The organism is Bacillus sp. FSL K6-3431, assembly GCF_038002605.1.
Lineage (GTDB): Bacteria > Bacillota > Bacilli > Bacillales > Bacillaceae_C > Lederbergia.
In genome coordinates this window covers 4,473,214-4,495,613 of record NZ_JBBOCT010000001.1, presented here as the reverse complement: position 1 = coordinate 4,495,613, position 22,400 = coordinate 4,473,214, and the positions used below count along the sequence as shown (strand labels likewise).

Genomic DNA, 22,400 nt, shown 5'->3' with positions numbered 1-22,400 from the left:
TTCTAATGAGTGAGAATCAAAGTCCGAAAAAATTGACCACTGCAGCGGGGGCTCCAGTCGTTGATAATCAAGATTCATTAACTGCTGGTCCAAGAGGCCCTATGCTTTTACAAGACGTTTGGTTTTTAGAAAAACTAGCTCATTTCGATCGGGAAGTGATTCCTGAGCGCCGTATGCATGCGAAAGGATCTGGTGCATATGGCACATTTACTGTAACACATGACATTACAAAGTATACACATGCAAAAATTTTCTCAGAGATCGGTAAGCAAACGGATATGTTTGTTCGCTTTTCTACGGTTGCCGGCGAACGCGGTGCCGCAGATGCAGAACGTGATATTCGTGGATTTGCAATGAGATTTTATACTGAACAGGGAAACTGGGATATCGTCGGTAATAATACACCTGTGTTCTTCTTTAGAGACCCCTTAAAATTCCCAGACTTGAACCATGCTGTAAAACGTGATCCACGCACGAATATGCGAAGCGCAAATAATAACTGGGACTTCTGGTCTTCATTACCTGAGGCCCTTCACCAAGTGACAATTGTTATGAGCGATCGCGGTATTCCCAAGACTTACAGAACCATGCATGGCTTTGGGAGCCATACATTCAGTATGATCAATGCCCAAAATGAACGCGTATGGGTTAAATTCCACTTCCGTAGCCAGCAAGGAATCGAAAACTTAACTGATCAAGAAGTGGAAGTACTAGTTGGTAAAGATCGTGAGAGCCATCAAAGAGATCTATATGAGTCAATTGAAGAAGGCAATTTCCCAAGATGGAAGATGTACATTCAAGTAATGACGGAAGAAGAAGCGAATAATATGCCTTACAACCCTTTTGATCTTACTAAAGTCTGGTATAAGAAAGACTTCCCTCTTATTGAGGTGGGGGAGTTTGCACTTAACCGTAATCCTGATAACTATTTTGCCGAAGTCGAACAAGCTGCCTTTACACCTGCAAATGTTGTACCAGGTATTAGCTTTTCTCCGGATAAAATGTTACAAGGGAGGTTGTTCTCTTATGGTGATGCACAACGTTACCGGTTAGGTGTAAATCATCATCAAATCCCGGTTAATCAACCCAAATGTCCATTCCATAGTTTCCATCGTGACGGATCAATGAGGGTCGATGGAAACGCGGGAAGTACACTTCATTATGAGCCAAACAGCTATGGAGAATGGCAAGAACAGCCAGAATATAAAGAACCAGCGCTTGATATCTTTGGTGCTGCTGATCGTTGGAATTTTAGAGAAGATGATGATAACTACTACGAGCAACCAGGTAAACTCTTCAACTTAATGAGCAAAGAACAACAACAAGCATTGTTTGAAAATACAGCTACAAATATTGGTGCTGCTGATAAACATATCCAACTACGCCATATTAAAAACTGTTTCAAAGCAGATCCAGCATATGGACAAGGAGTGGCGGAAGCACTGGGAATTTCTTGGAGTGAAGTAGAGATAGGATAGTTTAATATAAATGCCCACAGCGCCGATAATAATACAAGTAAACTCCGAAAGTTGTAAAAAATAAACTTTTTTGTAGAAACAGTATGCATTATGAAAGGGCTGGATATATAGCAAAAGAAGATAGATAAAGCGAATAGCCCGCTTTATCTATCTTTCTTTTAATTTATATATTGTGTAACTAGCGAATATCAATGCTATCGTAAAAAGCTAATACTTATTTTACACATTCATTTTAAAGTTTAAATTTATGAATTAAGTTATTCATTTCTTCCGCTAATTCTGCGAGATGATTAGAGCTTCCTGCTACTTCCTCCATTGACCCACTAGTTTGTTGTGCAGAAGCTGCCGTTTGTTCTATTCCCGCAGCTGCTTCTTCAGAGATCGCCGCAATTTGCTCAATAGATTCATTCATTAACTGACTATTAGCCACAATATCAGATAAATTTCCAGACACTATTTTAATATTTTCTACCATTGCTGTTACAGAGCTACTGATTTTATTAAAAGTCTCACCAGTTGTTTCTATTTGAATGGTTCCTTCTTTCACTTCTTTATATCCACTTTTTAATGATTCCGCGACTATGCTTGATTCACTCTGGATATTTGATACGATGCCAGTTATATCATTCACGGAAATGGCTACTTGTTCAGCAAGCTTCCTTACTTCATCGGCCACCACAGCAAATCCTTTGCCATGCTCCCCTGCCCTTGCAGCCTCAATCGCTGCATTCAATGCAAGAAGATTTGTTTGAGCTGCAATATTCATAATGACAGATACTAAATTTGAAATTTCTTGTGACTGATTATCTAGATTTTCCATCTTTTCAACTGCATCATGGACAATTTGATCAATCTTAGCCATTTGATCGGTAGAGGAATTCATTAAACGAGACCCTTCACTAGTCATTTCTAACACTTCAAATGAGTTTGCTTGAATACGTTCCCCATTTTCATTCGCTTCCTTGACCTTATTAATGAATGTTCCATTAGCTAGAGAGAGATCTGTTGCACTATTGGCTTGCGTTTCAGACGCAGTTGCTAATTCTTCCATCGTAATCGCAACTTGCTCCGTCCCTGATTTTACCTCACTAGCAGCTTGCGTCAATTCTTCACTTTGACCTGAGACAGTTTCTGAGACGCTATTTATCTCGTTTAGTAAGTTTCTAGTATTGTCATTCATGATATTTGTTGCTTTAACAAGTTGCCCTATTTCGTCTTTAGCTTTTGTTACAAGCGGTTCCTCACTTAGATCACCACTTGCAATTATTTTCATACGATTCATAACAGAGACAATCGGAGTTGTAATTAAACGGGAAGTGATCAGTGCTACTAGAATACCGAGTGCAATAACAAGAAGTGACAATACTACAGCGACATTCAAACCTACCTTCCCATATCTAAGAATCTCATCACCTCTTTCAACAATGCCCCCTTCTCCGATGAGCGCTCTTTTTTCAAAAGCGTTCATGATCTCTGCCCCTAATGGTTTAGCTTTTGTATTTAAGAGTTCCATTGCTGCTTCTATATTACCTCCATCATATTCTACGAAAATCTCATTGATGATTTGATCAAATTGTTCTCTATTAGCAATAAGCTTTTTCATTTCTTCATCATTATTCAAGTCCATTAATTCATTCTCTAATTCAATTCCCCTTTTTGAAATCTCATTGAATTCAGTTTTCATAGCAGGGTCATTATATATAATATACCCTCGAACTAACGATGTTCTTTTAGACATGTTTAAAGCAATTTGTTCGTTTTTAATTAATAATGGAACTTGTTCCTCGACAATTTCACTTGTGTTTCCGTTGATATTTCCAACGAAAAGAATCGTATAAGCTCCCAAAATTAAAGCCAAGAATACAACAAAAGAAAATCCGAATAAAATTTTCATTTTAATACTTTTAAAATTAAATAGTTTTTTCACTACTACCAACACTCCATTATTTAAAATATTTCTTTCTCATTCGTTTATTGCATAAGTCCATTTATTAAAAGAGTAGATCGCTTTAATACTTCATATAGAATCAATGAAAGATAGTTTAGTCACACTGATCTTTATCAATCAAACTTCACATGCACATCTTCTAGTCATCTCCACTTCTTTCATCGTTTATCTATCCTTGTATCTCAGACTAATTTTGTAATTAATCCAACCTAAGATCAATTTCTAAACTATGTCTTGTCTTTGCATATTGAGTTACAAAATCTAAATTATCATTCCATTAGACCTATCTTATATCGGCTTTTTCGAGACTATATTTACCCATTTAACGAAATTATTAATTGTTAATTTATTACAGATCCTTTACATTTACTTATCCTAATTTTCTTAGACATGTTGCGAAGGATAAGGGTTTGATTAACAGGCGCCATCGTAAAAGAGACTGTAACCCTTGAACAATATACCAAAAAGTGTATTATTTTTTGGGTATATTGGTTTATCACGATATTAAGCGGGTATATGTAGAGTACAAGGCGAAACAACCGCTGGAAAGAACCCTTTTTCAAGTGACTTCCACGGATGAAATGCACAGCCTTGACGGAAGATTTACTTTACTTGCAATTGGTACACTCGTCGAGAACCGAGAAAATTAGGTTCTATTCACACAGTGTTATGCCGAGCAGTAAGCGGTAATTTTTTGTGAAAGTGCAACTTGATAGCTGACATGTAAAAAGGTGTGAATCGAAGACTAGCGCTTACGATGCCTTTGCCTATCACCAATACAGTCAGATCGGTTAAACTGCACTGACGGGTAATTAAATGTTCGTCAGGAAAGACAGTTTATGAAATACGAAATGAATAAAAAATTTTCCGTGTGCACCCCTTTCAGAGCGGGTTCAAAAGAAAGGAAAAATGAACTGTAATAAGCAATATGTTTCCCCAATCATTTTCCCGGATATTTGAGCAACCTCTTTAAGGATAAAGGAAAAAGCATGGTCCAATTTAAATCGGACCATGCTTTTTCCTTGTGAAGATTGTTAAGGTATATGGGATAAAAAAGGAGATAGTTTTATCCCTGGTAATAAATAATACGCATCCGTTACAAATCTTGAAACGTAGAAAATCGAGCATCTTTTTGAATAGGGAAATGATCTCATATTGATAGCATCCACCATTCATAAACTTTTTTAACCTGTAATGGTTCTAGACGAATTATTCTTCAGGCTAAGCATCACAATAAACAATATACAATATAGGACTGCTAAATAGAGCATCGCTACTGTCATATCATAGCTTTGCAGTATATAACCAACAAGGATTGGCGACAGGCCGCCTATCGCTCTACCAAAGTTAAATATCGTATTCGTGGCAGTACTTCGAATTTGAACTGGATAATAACTGCCTATCAACGCTCCATACCCCGCAAACATTCCATTTGAAAAGAATCCGACGATTGCGCCACCAATTAATACACCGACACTACCCGTTGCATACGAGTATAAAAATACTGCACATGCGGAGGCAAGCAGAAAAATCCCAAAGGAGCGCTTCGCTCCAAATCTATCCATGAATTGGCCAAAGGTCAGCATACCGATAATCATTCCTACAGCAGTACTGATTGTCCAAAGTGCAGAACTTGAAACAGATAATCCTTGTGATTCCTGAAGCATAGAAGGCAACCAGATCATTAATCCATTATATCCTGCAATCTGAACAGTTGCCATAATTGCTAAAGAGACCGTCGTTATTGCTATTCTAGGGCTGTTAAACAATTGAGCCAACTTACCTTCCTTTTGTTTATTGACAACCTTTTCCTGCTTTTGGGCAGCCAACCATTCCGGAGATTCATCTAGATTCCTTCGAACAATAAAAGCAAAAATAACTGGAAGCACTCCAACGAAAAACAGGGCTCTCCATCCCAAAGTAGGGAGGATTATTGCACTAAGTAGCGCTGCTAGTATAACGCCAATTTGGGCACCAATACTTACATATGAAGAAGCTCTACCTTGTTTATGCTTTGGCCATGCCTCCGCAACAAGAGCCATACCTATGCCATACTCTCCTCCTGCACCAATTCCTGCGATAAATCTGAACAAATAGACTTGCTCAATACTAGTTGCAAGTCCTGTTAATGCTGTTCCTATTGCAAACAAAATAATTGTATAGGTGAAAATTCTTACTCTACCAAATTTATCTGCCAAAATACCGAAGACTACTCCCCCAATAAGCATTCCGATATTAGTAATAGAAGAAATTAGCCCGCCTGTTGCTAAATCAATGTTAAACTCCGCAATAATCATTGACATGGCAAAAGATATAAACATGATATCCATGCCTTCTAACGTTAATCCCGCTGTTGACGCTACAACTGTTTTATTACGATAATTCATCTTGTTCCACCCTCCAGTTTTATTCTTACAGTAAATAAAGCTCTTGATGCATCGAAGGAATGGATAATGTAATTAATCATTTACAAAAATGTCACCCATCCTCTTTTCAAGCCTCACAGGACTTTGTTTAAAAGAGTATTACGTATACAGATTCCTACAATTTAAGAAATGCAGAGAAAAAATTTTTTTCAAAAATTGTATCTCTGATACTTTCAAATCTTAAAATAAAAGTAAAAAACAAATGCCCTTCCGTCGCAGAGGACAAAAGGGCATGAATGTACATCGAAATAAAAAATTGTACAAAGACTATTTAGTCGCCCTTTTCGGCCTCTCTGGACCGTATTTAAAGGTAATGTTATATCGATATTTATACTAGCACGTTAAATAGCAGGTTTCAATCAAAAATTACATGAATACAATTTTTATCTAAGATTGCCTCGGTTTTTAATAATATCTGAACTATACAAAAGTAAACTACCTTCGCATATAACTACAGTGAACCACTTACAAGTCGTCCTTCATACCAAACTGCTTGCCGCTCCGACCTACGGGCTACCGCTTCCGCCGAACAACTGGCTTCAACCAATATAAAGTTCGCCGTATCTCCCTGCTTTGGCCATATTTGCTCACCTTTTTCATTAAGGGGTGTTATTCCGGAAGTAATAAATCCAAGGGACTGAGACAGCGACAATTCATCAGTACATCCATATAATTCCGAGAACCGTCCAACTTTCTCTAACTGATCTCCAGTTCCAAAAGGAGACCAGTGATCCGTAAGGCTATCTGTTGCCAATTTTACTTTTACACCTTTGTTATGTAACATCATGAGCGGCATCGTCGTTCTTCCAATTGGTACCGTAGACGCGATGGACATGCCAAGTGACGCCATTCGCTCAGCTATTATTTCCGCATCATTCGGCTCGGCACCTGCAAACCAGAAAGCATGGCTAACTGTTACTTTACCTTGCAATCCAGATTCTTCGGTCAATTCTGCAAGCCGTGTTAGTGTTCGTTTTCCTGCTTCCCCTCCATCATGCAAGTGAATATCAATGCCTGCATTATTTAAAACAGCCAATTCGACCATCGTCTGAAGTGACTTTTCCATATCTCCATCAACTGTATATGGATCAACACCACCCACATGTGTTGCACCTTCTTCTAAAGATTGTTTTACGAGTTGGACTGAGTCGGATCGAAGCAGTCCATGCTGTGGAAAAGCTACTATTTCAGATGATATTTTACTGGAGAAAGTGTCCAATGCTTGCTTGGTTGCCTCTAAACGGCGCAGACCACTGACATGCTCGATATTACAATGGCTACGGACATGTGTAGAACCGAATCGTTGTATACATGTTAAAATGCTTTCGGCTTGTTGTCTAGCCATAGGTAGTAATTTAGGGAGTAATATTTTCTCTTCCTCTATTCGTTCGAAGATAGTAGATATAGGCTTTACAGCTTTCCAAGGTCCATCGAAGTAAGTTTTATCCAAATGAATATGTGCTTCTTCGAATGAAGGTAACATCAAAAGCTCTTTACAGTTGTATTTTGGAAGATTACTTTGCAATTCCACTTCAGTCCCAGTAATCTCAGCAATGGTACCGTCTTCAATTCTAATATGACAAATCTCCGTTTTAGTACCAACGACTTGTCCTTCTTCTACCACATAATCTTTTTCTAATCTTACATTCTTTAACCAATACGATGTTCCCAACATATCCGGATCCTACTTTCCCAAAGTTATTTTTATAAAGTAATGTACTGTCCACAAGCAAAGGAATTAGTTTAAATACGAAGTAGTACTCGCGTGATCCTTATGACCATCGATAAACTTAAAATTTTTCAGATGGATGATGTCCATTTAAACCGGAAGCTTGATTTTATCTTCCTATTTAAAGAAGGATGATTTGGTAAATAAAATCAATCTAATAATCATTTCTAATGTATCATTGGAAATGAATTTAACAATTATAATATATAGATAACTTATCTTATCTGGTGGGCGAATATTTAAATGGTACTTACTTATTTATTATATACAACCACTCATTTTTCCATAATATGTTCAATCATAAAGATATTCAATAGATTTCTTCTATGATTCTCCATTTTCACTAAACTTATCAGTAATATTTTCTATCATCCATCAATAAAATAGACCATCGATTGTTATTGGAGGGAGATTATTGAAAAATACTAATGCACTGATGACAGAAGAATTGCTAATAAATTATTATGAACTTAATAAGAAGAAGAAAGAAATCGAAACAGAAATGAATCAACTAAAGAAGATCTTTCATGACTTTTTTGATAATCAAATTGGAACCCTTGCTAAAGGGGAAATCACTTTAAATGGATATAAACTACAAAGACAAATAAGAAATACGGAGAAATTTGATGATGAAGAAACCATTAAAAGGTTAGAAGCTTTAAAAATGAATGATCTTATTCAGATCGTAAAAAAGCCTGACGCCTTAAAAATTAAGTCTGCTCTTAATCTAGGATTTATACACGCTCAGGACCTTGAAGGCTGTATCATAACAACATCTTCCCCTGCAATTACCGTAAAGCCCACGACTCCCAGATAACAGTCAAAAAGGGGGGATCCAAAGTCATATAATTGGCTTTTTAGGAGACCCTCTCCATTTTATCCTCATCGCGAAAAAGGCACGACCTGATCGTTGAACGCACTTCGATATCCCCTCACTACGAAAAAAGCAGGAGTAAGGTCAATCGAACGCCTTCCGAGTGCCCCTCACTGCGAAAAAAGCAGGACTATGGTCAATAGACTCACTGTGAAAAAAGCCGGACTAAGGTAAATCTCCGAGTGCCCCTCACTGCGAAAAAGGCACTCCCAAGGTCATTCGAACGCCTTCCGATTGCCCCTCACTACGAAAAAAGCAGGAGTAAGGTCAATCGAATGCCTTCCGAGTGCCCCTCACTGCAAAAAAGGCACTCCCAAGGTCAATCGAACGTCTACCGATTGCCCCTCCCTGCAAAAAAAGTAGGACTATGGTCAATCGAACGCCTTCCGAGTGACCCTCACTGCAAAAAAGGTAGGACTATGGTCAATCGAACGCCTTCCGAGTGACCCTCACTGCAAAAAAGGCAGGACTATGGTCAATCGAACGCCTTCCGAGTGACCCTCACTGCAAAAAAGGCACTCCCAAGGTCATTCGAACGCCTTCCGAGTGACCCTCACTGCAAAAAAGGCACTCCCAAGGTCATTCGAACGCCTTCCGAGTGCCCCTCCCTGCAAAAAAAGCACGACTAAGGTCAATCGAACGGCTACCGATTTACCCTCCCCGCGAAAAAGGCGCTCCCAAACGTCAATTGAACGCACCCCACTCCAATCAACTGATATTTTTCTCAAATCAGAGCAAGATGAAAATCAGCAGAAAGCCAATTTAACGATTTTCCTACTTATCGGACAGCTCGTTTGACTGTTAGATTTAACCTTTTCGCAACTTCGTCATTTGTTTTTTTATCATCTTCTGAAATTCAAATTAGCATTTAATCCATTCACATATATCATTAGAAATTGTCCAATCATCAGGAATATCACTATCCGATAAGACTTTGTCCACCGCTTTTAATTCTGCCATTTTATAATTTGCTTTCTTTCCTATTTTCGAATGATCTGCTAACGCGTATATTTCACTGGCTTGTTCCATATAAATCTTTGTCATCATGGACTTCTCTATGTCATAACTAGTGATACCGCGAGATGGATCTAAGCCATCTATTGCAATAAATGCTTTATCTGCAAAAAATTCTTGGGCCATTCTTTCTGCAAGAGATCCGGATGTTCGAAAATGATTGTTTTTGACCGTCCCACCTATAAAAATTGTTTCTCCATTAAACTTCCGTTGATTGGAAAACGTTATTAGATAAGATGCAACAGGAAATGAATTGGTGATCACAGTAATATCAGACAGTGCGCAAAGATACGGAACCATTTGCAAAGTCGTACTACCTTCGTCAATAAAAATCATATCCCCATTTTCGATAAAGGAAACAGCTTTTTCAGCAATTCGCTGCTTTTCCTCCATTCGCAACACTTCACGTTCAAATAAAGCTGGCTCTTCTTCTTGTTCTATTTTTACTGCTCCACCATATACTTTTTTTAACTTTTTTTCATTTTCTAGTGCTTCTAAGTATCGACGCACCGTTTCAGTAGAAACCTCAAAATCACGAGCTAAATTATTTACTTTTACCCTTCCATGTTGATCAATCAGTTCAATAATCACACGTTTTCTTTCCTCTGATAGTAAAGACATTCTTAATGCTCTCCTTTACAACTATATCCTCATACATAATCCTTATCCATTTGTTGACTCGAAACAAAAGTCTTTTATCTTACTCCCTTCGTTTCAAGTGCAATCGTAGTCTCTATTGCTTCAAGTAATCTGTGAATATCTTTAGGATACACTTCCCCGATATTTCCTATCCGAAACGTGTCTACTTGTGATATTTTTCCCGGGTAGATCACAAAGCCTTTTTCCTTAATGCTTCCATAAAATTGCTCAAATTGAAAATCAGAAACTTTAGGATAATAAAAGGACGTAATGATAGGTGATTGAATCCCCTTGTGTAAAAATGGCTTGAATCCTAATTTGACCATCCCTTCTACAAGGATCCACTGATTTTCAACATAGCGTTGATGGCGGGCCATGATGCCCCCCTCTTCTTCTAGTTCAATTAACGCTTGATAAAAAGCTCGTACAACGTGGGTAGGTGAAGTAAATCTCCACTTCCCACCATGCTCTTCCATCGTTTTATATTGACTATACAAATCTAATGAAAGTGATCTCGCATTCCCTTGACACTCTTCTAACTTTTTCCGATTAGCAATAACAAAACCGAATCCTGGTACTCCCTGAATGCATTTGTTTGCACTGCTAATAAGAAAATCAATTTGTAAATCTTCTATCATAATAGGCATGCCGCCAAAGCTACTCATGGCATCAATAATCGTTACTTTATTATATCTTTTCGCCACATCACAAAATTCCTTTATTGGATTCAATATCCCCGTTGTCGTTTCACAATGAACCATTGCCACATGAGTGATATCTTGGTGTTCTTCTAATAAAATCATCACTTGTTCCATGTTAATCGTTTCATGTTCTTCAAAAGCACAAACAATTGTTGGAATGTCTAACATTTTTGCTATTTCTGCCATTCTTTTTCCATAGGCTCCGTTTATTACTACGAGTAATTTGCCAGTTTCTTTAGGGATGACAGTGCCAATGACAGATTCTACAGTAAATGTCCCACTACCTTGCATAAGTACACTCGTATACGCATCGCTCCTTACACCTGCTAATCCCACAAGCCTTTTCCTAATTTCTTGAACAATACTATTATACTCTGTATCCCATGTACACCAATCTCTTAACATGGCTGATCGAACAGATTCGGAAGTTGATAATGGACCAGGAGTCAAAAGTAGATATGGATTTTTCATTTGTTTACCTCACATTTCATAGGTGGTGTGTTGACATCTTTTTCAATTCTATCTATGACAGATACTAATTCATTAAATTGATCAATTACAAAATGTGCTCCCGCCTCCTTCATACGTTGGCGAACAGTTTCCATACGATTATTTAATTCCAGTTTATCTAGCAACATCACTTCTTCCTCTGTTAACCCAAGCTCATTGCTGCCGAGGATAACACCTACCGTCCACATACCTGCATTCAACCCTTCATGAATATCAGAAATGGTATCACCGACTTTTATAAATTTATTCATTGGATAAATTCCCAGCTCCATCGCATTCAAGTAGCTCATCCATGGATAAGGACGCCCTGCTTTTACATCATCAGGTGTAAACAAAGTATCAGGATAATATCCTTTTTCTTTCGCTAATGGAGCAACTACTTTCATCATTTCTTTTGTATAACCAGTGGTTGAACCAATTTTTAATCCGCGACCGCGCAAAGTAGCAATCGTCTCAATCACATGAGGTATTGGTGTTGTATATTGAGGCAACACATCAAATAAAATTCTTTCAAAGTTTTGATACATTTCCACTATGTCTTTCTCAGTAGGTAGACTTTCATGAATAATTTGCCATTCATCCCTTACTCTAGACATTTCTAGGATTGCTCGTACATGATCCATCTTAGGCAATCCCATTGGTATACGGGCTTCTTCTGAAGTGATTGTGACACCTCTTTGTTCAAAAATTTCTATAAACACTTTTAATGGTGCAAAACATCCATAATCTATTGTAGTTCCTGCCCAATCTAACATAACACCCTCAATTTTATTCATATCATTATTCCTCCATTATTTTAAGATTACTGAACGCTTTCGAATATACTTAGTAATTAGCTCATATAGAGCTCGAACACTAATATTTGTAATCACAATGAATACACTCATTGCAGCTGCAGCAGCTAAGTTTCCAGCATCATCCATATTCACGATCGAAATGGCGGCTAGTTTAAAGTCTGCTGAGTATAAGAAAATAACAGCAGAGACTGTAACCATGGCATTAACGAAAAAATAGATACACATTTCCAGAATGGCAGGCAAACACATGGGTACTGTTATTTTTATAAATGTTTTGTAAAATGGTACCCCCATAGATTCCGATACTAGCTCATACTCTTTATCTAATTTTTTTAATGCTGTTGTAGCAGTAATAAATGTGACCGAATAAAAATGAACAATATTTGCAATGACAACGATCACGATCGTTCCGTAAATAAACTGAAATGGATTGGTCAACTCAAATCCAAAAAGAGAGAGTTCAGATTGACTAAAAAAGAAAATATAGCTTAATCCAATAACTAATCCCGGAACTGCTAATGGCAGAATGGATAAGAAATAGCTTAGCTTACGGAGGCCTGTATATTGCCGGAACTTTTCAAGGATATAAGCATAGGAAAATGTAAAAACTGTCCCGAATATTGCTGTTAACCCAGCTATAATTAAACTATTCTTAAAAGCAGTAAATCCATCACCTGAATAACTAGTAAACTGAAAATGCTCTAATGTGAAGCTCAAATTGTATGGCCAATTCTTAACGCATGCTGCTACTATTACTGCGAACAAAAGTAAGAAAATTAATGATGTAATGATCGAGCAATACATCAAAGATAAAACATCACGTTTTTTATTCCGCTTGGTTTTATAAGGTACTGATCTTGATGATAGAAACCCTGATTGCTTTCGTTGGGCTAGTTGATCAACACCAAAGGCAAAAAGCGCTGGTAACATCAAAATCATCCCCACTGTAGCCCCCATCGCCATGTTTTGCTGGCCAATTACTTGCTTATAAACATCTGTTGCCAATACATTATACTGGCCACCAACAATTTTTGGAGCCCCATAATCTGTAAAGCTTAACGTAAATACCACAAAGATCGCACTAATTAATCCATACTTTACTGATGGTAACGTAATGGTCACGAATTTTTTGAAGGCACTTGCCCCCATTGAATCTGCTGCCTCATATAGGCGGTTATCGGTTGCTTGTAAGGCAATTATAAAAATGAGAAAAGCTTGTGGAAATGTATAAACAATTTCGGCTAGTATAATTCCTATGGGTCCGTATAGTTCAAATTTCAAATTAGGTAATAATTGAAAAAGACTTTTTGTAATGAGTCCTTGATTTCCAAACAAATACATAAGCGCAATTCCGTGCATCATCGTTGGAGCAAATAAGGGTAAAAGAGCAGCGTATCGAAAAAACACCTTTCCTTTCATATTAGTACGAACGATAGAGTACGCATAAACAAACGCAAGTATGACAGAAATTGCTGTTGTAATCGATGAGACAAACACGGTATTTTTCAGTGACTGAACAAGAGCAGGCGTGCCAAAATACTTGATAAAGTTTTGTAATCCCACAAAGTGACCATCTGTACTAATAAATGCTTGTACAAACAAAGCAAGCAGTGGAAATACTAATACAACGAGTAATGTCAAAACGACAAGTACAATCAGTATTCGTTGAAGCCATTCATTTTTTCCAGCAGTTTGCCGAATGCTTTGTTTAGCACCTATTAGATGATGTTTATTGGCAAGCTGCATTAGATAACCACCTGTTCTTTATAGGCTAATAAATGACTTTCCGGCAGAGTAATTCGCAAGCTATTCCCTTTCTTTACATTCAATCTCTGAACTAAATTAGCAGATATATCTATTGTAAATTGCTGACCTAAAAACGTGGATTTAATATCAGTAACGCACACTTTCAAACGATAAACTGGTCCTTTAAACTCTATTGTCTCTACGATAGAAGTTACCCCGTGCGCTTCTGTCACAGTTATATGCTCTGGTCGAATTCCAACTACATCTTGATTCACCCCTTGAACACCATTCATATTAATAAAATTCATAGCCCCGATAAAGTCTGCAACAAAGGGTGTGTTTGGATGATTATAAACATCATAAGGAGAACCGATTTGCATAATCTTTGCATTGTTCATCACCACAATTTTATCTGCCATTGTGAGTGCTTCTTCCTGGTCATGGGTTACCATTATTGTAGTAATGCCTAACTTTTCTTGAATTGAGCGTATTTCATGTCGTAGCTTTTCTCTTACCTTTGCATCAAGTGCAGAAAGTGGCTCATCCAACAATAGAAAATCAGGTGACAGTGCAATGGCTCTAGCTAGAGAAACACGTTGTTGTTGCCCTCCTGACATTTGCGCCGGATGCTTGTGTTTTACATCTAATAAGTCTACAAGTTCCAATGCATGAAGAGCGATGTCACGTATCTCCTTTTTAGGAAATTTGCGCGTTTTTAACCCAAACTCTATATTTTGTAATGCTGTTAAGTTAGGAAACAAAGCATATGATTGAAAGACAATACCAAAGTTCCTTTTAGCTGGTGGTAAGTGGGTAACATCTCTTCCTCCTACAAAAACGCGTCCACTAGTTGGCTCTTCTAAACCTGCGATTAAGCGCAGTAAAGTTGTTTTCCCACAACCACTTGGTCCTAATAAACAAACAAATTCATTCTTTTGAATGTCTATTGAAATATCCTTTAATGCTGTAAATGTATCAAAATTTTTACATAAACCTTCTATTCTCAAATAAGGGTTTTGCATAGGCTAAACATCCTTTCTATCTCATACTTACATTAACTATTCTTTCGGCTCGGCTTTTCCTGCAAATTCTGTATCCCATTTTTCAAGAATCTGATCTCGGTTTTCAGCTGCCCATTTTAGGTTATTATCTTTATACATTTTGTCTTGTACACTTTCCGGGAAACCTTCAGGCTTTTCGAACTCATTTTCCATTGTTGATAAACCATTTGCTTGATAATATTTTTTCATCACTTCATCAGTAATCGCCCAATCAAGAAATGCATGTGCTAATTGTTCATTTTTAGCATCCTCTTTATTGATTAGTCCATTTGCTTCAACGTCCCAACCTAGCCCTTCCTCCGGGAGGATGACTTCAACTGGCGCACCTGATTGCATTTGAGTAACACCGCTATACACTAAAGCTATACCGATTGGGTATTCCCCTGATCCCGACAACTTTGCGGGCTTTGAACCCGAATGAGTATATGTGCCTATATTCGCATGAAGATCCCTCATGTAATTCCAAGCTTTTTCTTCTCCCTTGATTTGAATCCAACCGTTCACCGTTAAATATCCCGTACCAGAAGAAGCAGGGTGCGGCATGACGATTAATCCCTTGTATTCAGGTTTTAGTAAATCTTCGTATGTTTTAGGTATTGGCAAATTAAGTTTTTCAAGTTCAATTTTATTAACAACAACACCTGTCATATAAGCAGTATTTCCAATCCATTTCTCAGGTTGTTCCGAGTCTTTATATTGTGGTAGGATTTTATCCGAACCTTTCGGTGTATATCCCTTAAGCATCTCTTTACCATCTAATGCTAAAAGACTTGAAGCTGATATGCCCCAAACTACATCAGCTTGCGTGTTCTTCCCTTCTGCCAAAAGTTTTGCAGTAATAACTCCTGTCGAATCCCGAACGATGTTTAACTTGATATTTGGATACATGTCATTAAATGTTTCTAAATACTCAGGGATAAGTTCTTCCTCAATTGCTGTATATACTGTTAGCTCACCTTCTAGTGTTTTGTCCATTCCGTCCGTCTCTCCTTTTCCACTTCCGTTACTTACATTTGAACCGCAAGCAACAAGCATAGTAAAGGTTAATACGAGAACTACTATTTTCAACATGTGGTTTTTCATTGTTTTATCGCTCCTTCTATTATTTTTCTTATAAATACAATATAAAACCACAGTGTTAAGAATATATTAATATGTTGTAAAGAATTCATTTGGCTTGTATAAAGCTTTATTTTATATCGTTTTATTTAGATACGATATTCAGGAAATCCACTAAATAACATACAAAAAGCCATACCAATTATTAGATGGTATGGCAGTCTTATATAATTATAGGTATAAACATCCTTCATCCTTTATTCTCATACATGGAGGCTATTTTATCGTTATTGCATCCCGTTCCATTTACCTTGATTTTTGGATGACTTTACTTTTTTAGCCTTTTCCTTATGTGCTCGATTCGCATTTGCACTACCGAATTCTTTGGAGAACTCTGAATCGGTTTTGCTGGAATCAAATCCTTTTTTGTTCTTTTGTTCTGCATCATTTTTCTTCGTTCGTTTCGGCATAAAGTATCCCTCCTTCTTTCGATAGTATAGGAATTGGAAAAGGAAATATACATCTATGTTACTTCAAGTACGGCGATTTAATCCCAGTTTAAATTCATCATTGATTATTCATCGATTTCTCATTTTTTCTTTTAACTTTCTCTATATTGGTGTTACTATACATTCCTGTCCCATGTCCCCCTGTTGTTTTAGCAAGTAATTCCTTTACTTCGTTATATGACAGGCCGGAGCGTTCATTTTGCCTTTTCACGGCATCAATGTTTGTTCCCGCAATCGTAAATGTATCATCGTTATTTTGATTCTCCATCACTAAAACACACCTCTATTCTTATTTCCCCTTATATTCTCCATTATAGGGAATATTAATCGAGGATTTTCTGTTAATTACCTAGGGACTGATACTGCTTATAGTGCGTGTTCAAAAAGGTGCCAAATTAGAAACAAGCATTTCGATTTTGAGGATCGGACTTGCACAGGATGTGCTGACTTCTGTTTTGCTCACAGGACGTACTTGCACACGATGTACTGACCTCTGTGTTGCTCACAGGACGTACTTGCACACGATGTGCTGACCTCTGTGTTGCCCACAGGACGGACTTGCACACGACGTGCTGACCTCTGTGTTGCTCACAGGACGTGAGCGATCTTATCAGAAGTTCCTTTTCCTTAGTAGAAGTACGTAACTATGCCAACGAAGAAATTCGCCATTTATCATTTGGTGACTTTTTGATCATCCTCTTATAGTATTTACACCTTAAATCTTCCTAAAACTTTTTCTAGCTTTATTGCTAATTCATTTAAAGAACTAGCTTCACCTATTACCTCATCAATCGATATGCATTGTTCGTCTGCCGAAACAGCGACTTCGTCCATATTTCTATAAATTTGTTGAGAAACTGTTGAAATTGTCTCCGTACTGTCGACCATAATATGTGTTTTTTCATTTACATCATAGGCAACAGTCGAAACAGCCCTTGCCTCCTCAGAAACTTTTTCAACTGCAGTAGCAATTTCAACAAAGGCTTGTTCCGTTTCATGAACCATCGTAATGCCACTTTTTATCACTTCGGCCCCTTTTGACATAGATTGGAGAACTTGCTTTGTTTCCGTAAGTATTTCTTCCATAATAATGGAAATTTGTTTAGCAGACACACCCGTTTGTTCTGCTAACTTTCTCACTTCATTAGCCACTACTGCGAAACCTTTCCCTTGCTCCCCCGCATGTGCTGCTTCAATTGAAGCATTTAAAGAAAGTAAGTTTGTTTGAGTCGCTACTTCACTAATAATACTGACGATTTTATGAATGTGTGCAGACTTTTCGCCTAATGAATACACCTTTTCAGCTGTTTCATCCACTGTTTTTTGTCCAAAACTCATTTGTTCAACCGCTTTTTCAACTAATTGATTGCCGATGTTTGCTTTTTGATTTGCTTCTAATGCAGAACCCTCCACACTTTTAATCGATTTTGCTACTTGCTCAATGTTAGCGGATATATCGGTAATAATATGTCTCCCTCTAACGACAGATTGGACTTGTTGATCCATCCCTGACGCAACTTCACCAACTGTCCTCCCAATTTGGTCAGATGCCTGCTTAGAATTAGCGGAAGCGATGTTTAATTTTTCTGAAGAAGAAGTAATATGTCTTGTACTTGTTTCCAAATGTCCTATTAATGTATTAAGACTGGATACCATACGATTAAAACCAGTTGAAAGCGTCATAATTTCTTTCGATGAAGAGCGTAAGTGAATATTCGTTTGAAGATCTCCCTCCGCTACCTTTTCCATCGACACTTTTAATAAATGAATTGGTTTTATCACTTTATTCATGGCTCCATATGCAATTACACTAGAAAAGATAATAGCAATTAACGTCATACCTATCGTTAAATTACGATAATCCTTAACTGGTTGTAAATATTCATGATCGTAAAAGGCAATAATGTATAATGAATCATCCATTTCAATTTGCTGGGAAAAAGCGAGTGTCATTCCTTCAATATGTATTACTCCATTTTTCTGATCGTATATTTTTTTTATTTCTGAATCCGTCATGTCTGGAAGCAAGTGATCAAATCCAGTATATGCTTTTAGATTACTATCCTTTGTCACTTGAAACTGTATTGGCTTTAAATTGGCTGTTTTATACATATTTTCATTTTGTGTCAATGCAAAGGTGAATTTCCGATCAAACTCTTGTTTTGTAGCAGTCGACTTGAGCATTGTTATTTTCTCCGTCATCACTTCTGCAGATGACTGTAATTGCTGTTCAATAGAATGAATCGTTAATTGCTTATTTTTTTCATAGTTTATATACGCAATTATTGTGGAAGATAGCGATACGATTAATATAATTGGTACTACTAATATAACTTGAAGGCTATAGACTCTCCTTTGTCTTTTCATTTTTTCACTCTCTCCTGTGGTTACTTTCCTTTTATACACCTATACCAAAATGATCATGACAAACTTCCTACACTCATTTAATCTCATAATTATTAACGTTTTGTATGGATATTGTAAATATTATATATAGATTATATTAATTACTCATTATTTTTCGCAGCAAAATCCCCAGCTCTTTTAAATAAAGCTGGGGATTTGTACGATATATTTTTTGATTTAATTGCCCAATTTGAATACTCAACTTAGGCAACTAAAGCCTCATATACACAAATTTACTGTTCCGGAAGCGTATATACCATCGTTATAGATGTTCCACATAAGCCATATTCCTTAAATCCTTGTTTTTTATAAATATGCACTGCATTCTCGTTTTTTGGATCTACACTTAACGAGATGGATTTATATCCATCTACCATCGCTTGTTTAATGATTGAATGCAAAAGAATAGATCCTATCCCCATTCCCCTGGCCTCTTTTGAAACCGCAATTCCTATCTCTGGCGTACAATTATTGATATATCCGTAACCTTTATTTTGTTCATCGAACAATCGATACCAAACTGCAGCTATAGCTTGATTATCATTATTTACAGCGACTAAAGCCCTATCTCCTCTCCTCCCCCAATCGTCCTTATATTTTTTTAGATGTGGAAGATTTAATAGTACATCTCTAGGAGGTTTATCCTCCGGAATATGAATAGACTCATACATCATATCCTGTAAAAATTCCATTTCGTTTTCTGCTAGACTTCTTATATAAACCAATATAGTCACCTCTTTATAAAATAAATGCTGATTGGTCATTAAATATCGCGAGTGGCCGTAATTAGCCGCGAGTGGCCTATAAATTTGATGAGTGGCCAGTAAATTAGCTGCGAGTGGCTCATAAATTTGATGAGTGGCCAGTAATTATCGTGAGCCGCTCATATATTTGATGAGTCGCCAGTATTTAGCCGCGAGTGGCTCATAAATTTGCTGAGTCGCCAGTAAATATCGTGAGTCGCTCATATATTTGATGAGTCGCCAGTAAATATCGTGAGCCGCTCATATATTTGCTGAGTCGCCAGTAAATATCGTGAGTCGCTCATAAAAGTGCTGAGTCGCCAGTAAATATCGTGAGTCGCTCATAAATTTGCTGAGTCGCCAGTAAATATCGTGAGTGGCTCATAAATTTGCTGAGTCGCCAGTAAATATCGTGAGTCGCTCATAAAATTGCTGAGTCGCCAGTAAATATCGTGAGTCGCTCATATATTTGCTGAGTCGCCAGTAAATATCGTGAGCCGCTCATAAATTTGATGAGTGGCCAGTAATTATCGTGAGCCGCTCATAAAAGTGCCTGAGTCGCCAGTAAATATCGTGAGTGGCTCATAAATTTGCTGAGTCGATAGAGTCCATATAATTGTGTAAAAAGAAAAGGTCTCATCAAGACCTCATGTTACAATGTTTTCAACCACGATCACATTGAGGAGGAATTGATGATGACCCAACTTAATTTTAACCTAGATATTGAAATTTTAAAAGACTCAGTGCTAAATTCAAACCTGGAAGCGGTAGTAAAATCCACGATTGTACTTGTCCTAAATGAATATATGGAGAAGGAACGCGATGATTATCTCCAAGCAGCTGCCTACGAGCGCTCGATCGAACGCATTGATTACCGAAATGGCTACTACGAGCGAGAGCTTCTCCTTAGTATTGGAAGGGTTCAACTGCGAGTCCCGAGAACCCGTGAGGGACACTTTTCTCCCTCCGTGTTTGAAAAGTTTTCCCGTGTAGATCAGGCCTTTGTATTGTCGATGTTAGAGATGGTGGTCAATGGGATTTCCACTCGAAAAGTCACAAATGTCGTTCAACAACTGTGTGGAGAAAACGTCTCTAAATCGTTCGTATCTTCCCTTACTGGAAAGCTAGATCCAATCGTAAATGAGTGGGCAAACCGCCCTCTAAATACCATGTACTATCCGTACGTTTATGCAGATGCCATGTATATCAAGGTCCGGGAACATAATAAAGTGATTTCCAAGGCAGTTTATATCGCTACAGCGATAAATGAAAACAAGAGACGTGAAGTGATTGGACTAAAAATCGATCATGTTGAGAGTTTTGAGGCATGGCAAGGGTTCTTCCAACACCTGAAAGGACGTGCTCTTCAGTCTCCAAAACTTATTATTTCAGACGCTCATGAAGGACTGAAAAAAGCAATTCAGCGGGAATTCATAGGCACTTCTTGGCAACGTTGCACTGTCCATTTTAAACGGAATATCATTGAACGATTGCCAAAAAAAGAATCAAAACAAATAATCGCTGACATGAGGCGCATCTTTAATAGTATTTCAGTAGAAGAAGCTCGCCAATATAAAGAGCAATTTGTCGATAAATATGAAGAAGAAGCAAAGGTCCAGAAAGCAATTGAAATTTTAGAGGATGGCTTCGAAGATGCCATTCAATTTCTCAACCAGCCTTCTCGTTATCATCGTTATCTAGCGAGCACAAATTCACTTGAAAGGCTTAATCAGGAGGTTCGCAGGAGAGAAAGAGTCATACGTATCTTCCCGAATAATCAATCTGCATTTCGACTTATCGGTGCAATACTAATGGATTATGAAAACAGAGAACGAAGCGGAAAAAAGAGTTTATAAAATGACAATTTCATCAAGTGAAAAGGGGGTACCCCCTTTTCACTTGATGAAATAAAATAGCCAACTATAACTAAATATCATAAAGAAAACATTGTAAACTAAATTACACAATTGTCTGGACTTGACTGCTGAGTCGCCAGTAAATATCGTGAGTCGCTCATAAAATTGCTGAGTCGCCAGTAAATATCGCGAGTCGCTCATAAATTTGCTGAGTCGCCAGTAAATATCGCCAGTGGCTCATAAATTTGCTGAGTCGCCAGTAAATATCGTGAGCCGCTCATAAATTTGCTGAGTCGCCAGTAAATATCGTGAGTCGCTCATAAAATTGCTGAGTCGCCAGTAAATATCGTGAGTGGCTCATAAATTTGCTGAGTCGCCAGTATTTAGCCGCCAGTGGCTCATAAATTTGCTGAGTCGCAAGTTGGTCATTAAAGTGCTAAATGGTCAGTATATAGTCGCTCATATATGGCTTCTAATGTTAATTTCGCCAAAAAGTTAAAATATCCTTTTACATTAATTCCACTTTCCATTTTTATAAATAGAAAATCTGAATCTCTGAATTGAACGACCTGAACATTTTTTTATCCACAAAAATCCATGAATCCACCCAAAACCCATTATTCATATAATAATAGTGCGATTTATGTATTGACAAAATAACGGAGATAGCATAAAGTAAATTTCAACAACTTCATCCTTCTTATCAAGAGAAGCTTAGGGACTGACCCAATGATGCTTCAGCAACCTCTGCATGACAGAAAGGTGCTAAATCCAGCAAGAGTTTAATCTTGAAAGATAAGAGCGTTTGGCATACAAGTCAATCCCTCTTTTTATTTTGGAAAAGGGGGATTTTTTCCTAGTTTTAAAGTCTTCCAATATGGATGAAAAGTAAATTTGTTATGTT

16 protein-coding genes and 1 riboswitch are annotated in these 22,400 nt (G+C 37.5%); of the genes, 3 read left to right on the top strand and 13 right to left on the bottom strand.

Features of this window, described 5'->3' with window-relative positions; translation table 11 throughout:
• Positions 1-5 precede the first annotated feature (5 nt).
• Positions 6-1,478, top strand: a complete 1,473-nt coding sequence (locus MHB53_RS21620) for a catalase (RefSeq protein ID WP_340922300.1) — start codon at positions 6-8, stop codon at positions 1,476-1,478.
• 232 nt (positions 1,479-1,710) lie between these two features.
• Here the strand turns inward: MHB53_RS21620 and MHB53_RS21615 are convergent, their stop codons facing one another.
• The 3 genes from MHB53_RS21615 to MHB53_RS21605 all read right to left on the bottom strand — a co-directional run bounded on the left by MHB53_RS21615 (position 1,711) and on the right by MHB53_RS21605 (position 7,527).
• A complete protein-coding gene (locus MHB53_RS21615) occupies positions 1,711-3,405 on the bottom strand; it encodes a methyl-accepting chemotaxis protein (protein WP_340922298.1) in 1,695 nt (564 codons plus the stop codon).
• A gap of 1,205 nt (positions 3,406-4,610) precedes the next feature.
• On the bottom strand, positions 4,611-5,813 hold the full coding sequence (locus tag MHB53_RS21610; RefSeq protein WP_340922296.1) for an MFS transporter: 1,203 nt from the start codon (positions 5,811-5,813) through the stop codon (positions 4,611-4,613).
• A 490-nt stretch (positions 5,814-6,303) separates the two neighbouring features.
• Positions 6,304-7,527: an amidohydrolase gene (locus tag MHB53_RS21605; protein WP_340922294.1), complete on the bottom strand. Its 1,224-nt coding sequence runs from the start codon at positions 7,525-7,527 to the stop codon at positions 6,304-6,306.
• Positions 7,528-7,996: 469 nt separating this feature from the next.
• Here MHB53_RS21605 and MHB53_RS21600 point away from each other — a divergent pair, with 469 nt between their 5' ends.
• A complete protein-coding gene (locus MHB53_RS21600; protein WP_340922291.1) occupies positions 7,997-8,398 on the top strand; it encodes a hypothetical protein in 402 nt (133 codons plus the stop codon).
• Positions 8,399-9,316: 918 nt separating this feature from the next.
• Here MHB53_RS21600 and MHB53_RS21595 read toward each other — a convergent pair.
• From MHB53_RS21595 to MHB53_RS21550, 10 genes are all read right to left on the bottom strand, one after another.
• Positions 9,317-10,090 carry a DeoR/GlpR family DNA-binding transcription regulator gene (locus MHB53_RS21595; protein ID WP_340922290.1) on the bottom strand — a complete coding sequence of 258 codons (774 nt, stop codon included), beginning with the start codon at positions 10,088-10,090 and terminating at the stop codon, positions 9,317-9,319.
• Positions 10,091-10,164: 74 nt separating this feature from the next.
• Complete coding sequence (gene phnW, locus MHB53_RS21590; RefSeq protein WP_340922289.1) at positions 10,165-11,280, bottom strand: 2-aminoethylphosphonate--pyruvate transaminase; 1,116 nt, start codon at positions 11,278-11,280, stop codon at positions 10,165-10,167.
• Positions 11,277-12,095: a phosphonoacetaldehyde hydrolase gene (gene phnX / locus MHB53_RS21585; RefSeq protein WP_340922286.1), complete on the bottom strand. Its 819-nt coding sequence runs from the start codon at positions 12,093-12,095 to the stop codon at positions 11,277-11,279. Before phnX ends, phnW begins: the two co-directional genes overlap by 4 nt.
• A gap of 15 nt (positions 12,096-12,110) precedes the next feature.
• Positions 12,111-13,862, bottom strand: a complete 1,752-nt coding sequence (locus MHB53_RS21580; protein WP_340922284.1) for a putative 2-aminoethylphosphonate ABC transporter permease subunit — start codon at positions 13,860-13,862, stop codon at positions 12,111-12,113.
• A complete protein-coding gene (locus tag MHB53_RS21575; protein ID WP_340922282.1) occupies positions 13,862-14,884 on the bottom strand; it encodes a putative 2-aminoethylphosphonate ABC transporter ATP-binding protein in 1,023 nt (340 codons plus the stop codon). Before MHB53_RS21575 ends, MHB53_RS21580 begins: the two co-directional genes overlap by 1 nt.
• Positions 14,885-14,920: 36 nt before the next feature.
• Entirely contained in the window at positions 14,921-16,006 is a 1,086-nt protein-coding gene (locus tag MHB53_RS21570) for a putative 2-aminoethylphosphonate ABC transporter substrate-binding protein (RefSeq protein ID WP_340922280.1), read from the bottom strand.
• Positions 16,007-16,269: 263 nt separating this feature from the next.
• Positions 16,270-16,452 carry a hypothetical protein gene (locus MHB53_RS21565; RefSeq protein WP_340922279.1) on the bottom strand — a complete coding sequence of 61 codons (183 nt, stop codon included), beginning with the start codon at positions 16,450-16,452 and terminating at the stop codon, positions 16,270-16,272.
• Positions 16,453-16,549: 97 nt separating this feature from the next.
• Entirely contained in the window at positions 16,550-16,759 is a 210-nt protein-coding gene (locus MHB53_RS21560; protein WP_340922277.1) for a gamma-type small acid-soluble spore protein, read from the bottom strand.
• 440 nt (positions 16,760-17,199) lie between these two features.
• Complete coding sequence (locus MHB53_RS21555) at positions 17,200-18,282, bottom strand: methyl-accepting chemotaxis protein (RefSeq protein WP_445661539.1); 1,083 nt, start codon at positions 18,280-18,282, stop codon at positions 17,200-17,202.
• An 848-nt stretch (positions 18,283-19,130) separates the two neighbouring features.
• Entirely contained in the window at positions 19,131-19,622 is a 492-nt protein-coding gene (locus tag MHB53_RS21550) for a GNAT family N-acetyltransferase (protein WP_340922274.1), read from the bottom strand.
• A 713-nt stretch (positions 19,623-20,335) separates the two neighbouring features.
• On the opposite strand from MHB53_RS21550, the gene MHB53_RS21545 reads away from it, so the two are divergent.
• On the top strand, positions 20,336-21,496 hold the full coding sequence (locus MHB53_RS21545; protein ID WP_340924668.1) for an IS256 family transposase: 1,161 nt from the start codon (positions 20,336-20,338) through the stop codon (positions 21,494-21,496).
• A 697-nt stretch (positions 21,497-22,193) separates the two neighbouring features.
• Positions 22,194-22,298: riboswitch (SAM riboswitch) on the top strand.
• The last annotated feature ends 102 nt before the right edge of the window (positions 22,299-22,400 follow it).

What these genes read in the sequence shown, in the direction of transcription:
- MHB53_RS21620 (WP_340922300.1), top strand. Translation starts at nt 6, where the DNA reads ATGAGTGAGAATCAAAGTCCGAAAAAATTGACCACTGCAGCGGGGGCT.
- MHB53_RS21610 (WP_340922296.1), bottom strand. Translation starts at nt 5,813, where the DNA reads ATGAATTATCGTAATAAAACAGTTGTAGCGTCAACAGCGGGATTAACG.
- MHB53_RS21605 (WP_340922294.1), bottom strand. Translation starts at nt 7,527, where the DNA reads ATGTTGGGAACATCGTATTGGTTAAAGAATGTAAGATTAGAAAAAGAT.
- MHB53_RS21595 (WP_340922290.1), bottom strand. Translation starts at nt 10,090, where the DNA reads ATGTCTTTACTATCAGAGGAAAGAAAACGTGTGATTATTGAACTGATT.
- phnW (WP_340922289.1), bottom strand. Translation starts at nt 11,280, where the DNA reads ATGAAAAATCCATATCTACTTTTGACTCCTGGTCCATTATCAACTTCC.
- phnX (WP_340922286.1), bottom strand. Translation starts at nt 12,095, where the DNA reads ATGAATAAAATTGAGGGTGTTATGTTAGATTGGGCAGGAACTACAATA.
- MHB53_RS21580 (WP_340922284.1), bottom strand. Translation starts at nt 13,862, where the DNA reads ATGCAGCTTGCCAATAAACATCATCTAATAGGTGCTAAACAAAGCATT.
- MHB53_RS21575 (WP_340922282.1), bottom strand. Translation starts at nt 14,884, where the DNA reads ATGCAAAACCCTTATTTGAGAATAGAAGGTTTATGTAAAAATTTTGAT.
- MHB53_RS21570 (WP_340922280.1), bottom strand. Translation starts at nt 16,006, where the DNA reads ATGAAAAACCACATGTTGAAAATAGTAGTTCTCGTATTAACCTTTACT.
- MHB53_RS21565 (WP_340922279.1), bottom strand. Translation starts at nt 16,452, where the DNA reads ATGCCGAAACGAACGAAGAAAAATGATGCAGAACAAAAGAACAAAAAA.
- MHB53_RS21560 (WP_340922277.1), bottom strand. Translation starts at nt 16,759, where the DNA reads ATGGAGAATCAAAATAACGATGATACATTTACGATTGCGGGAACAAAC.
- MHB53_RS21555 (WP_445661539.1), bottom strand. Translation starts at nt 18,282, where the DNA reads ATGAATAAAGTGATAAAACCAATTCATTTATTAAAAGTGTCGATGGAA.
- MHB53_RS21545 (WP_340924668.1), top strand. Translation starts at nt 20,336, where the DNA reads ATGACCCAACTTAATTTTAACCTAGATATTGAAATTTTAAAAGACTCA.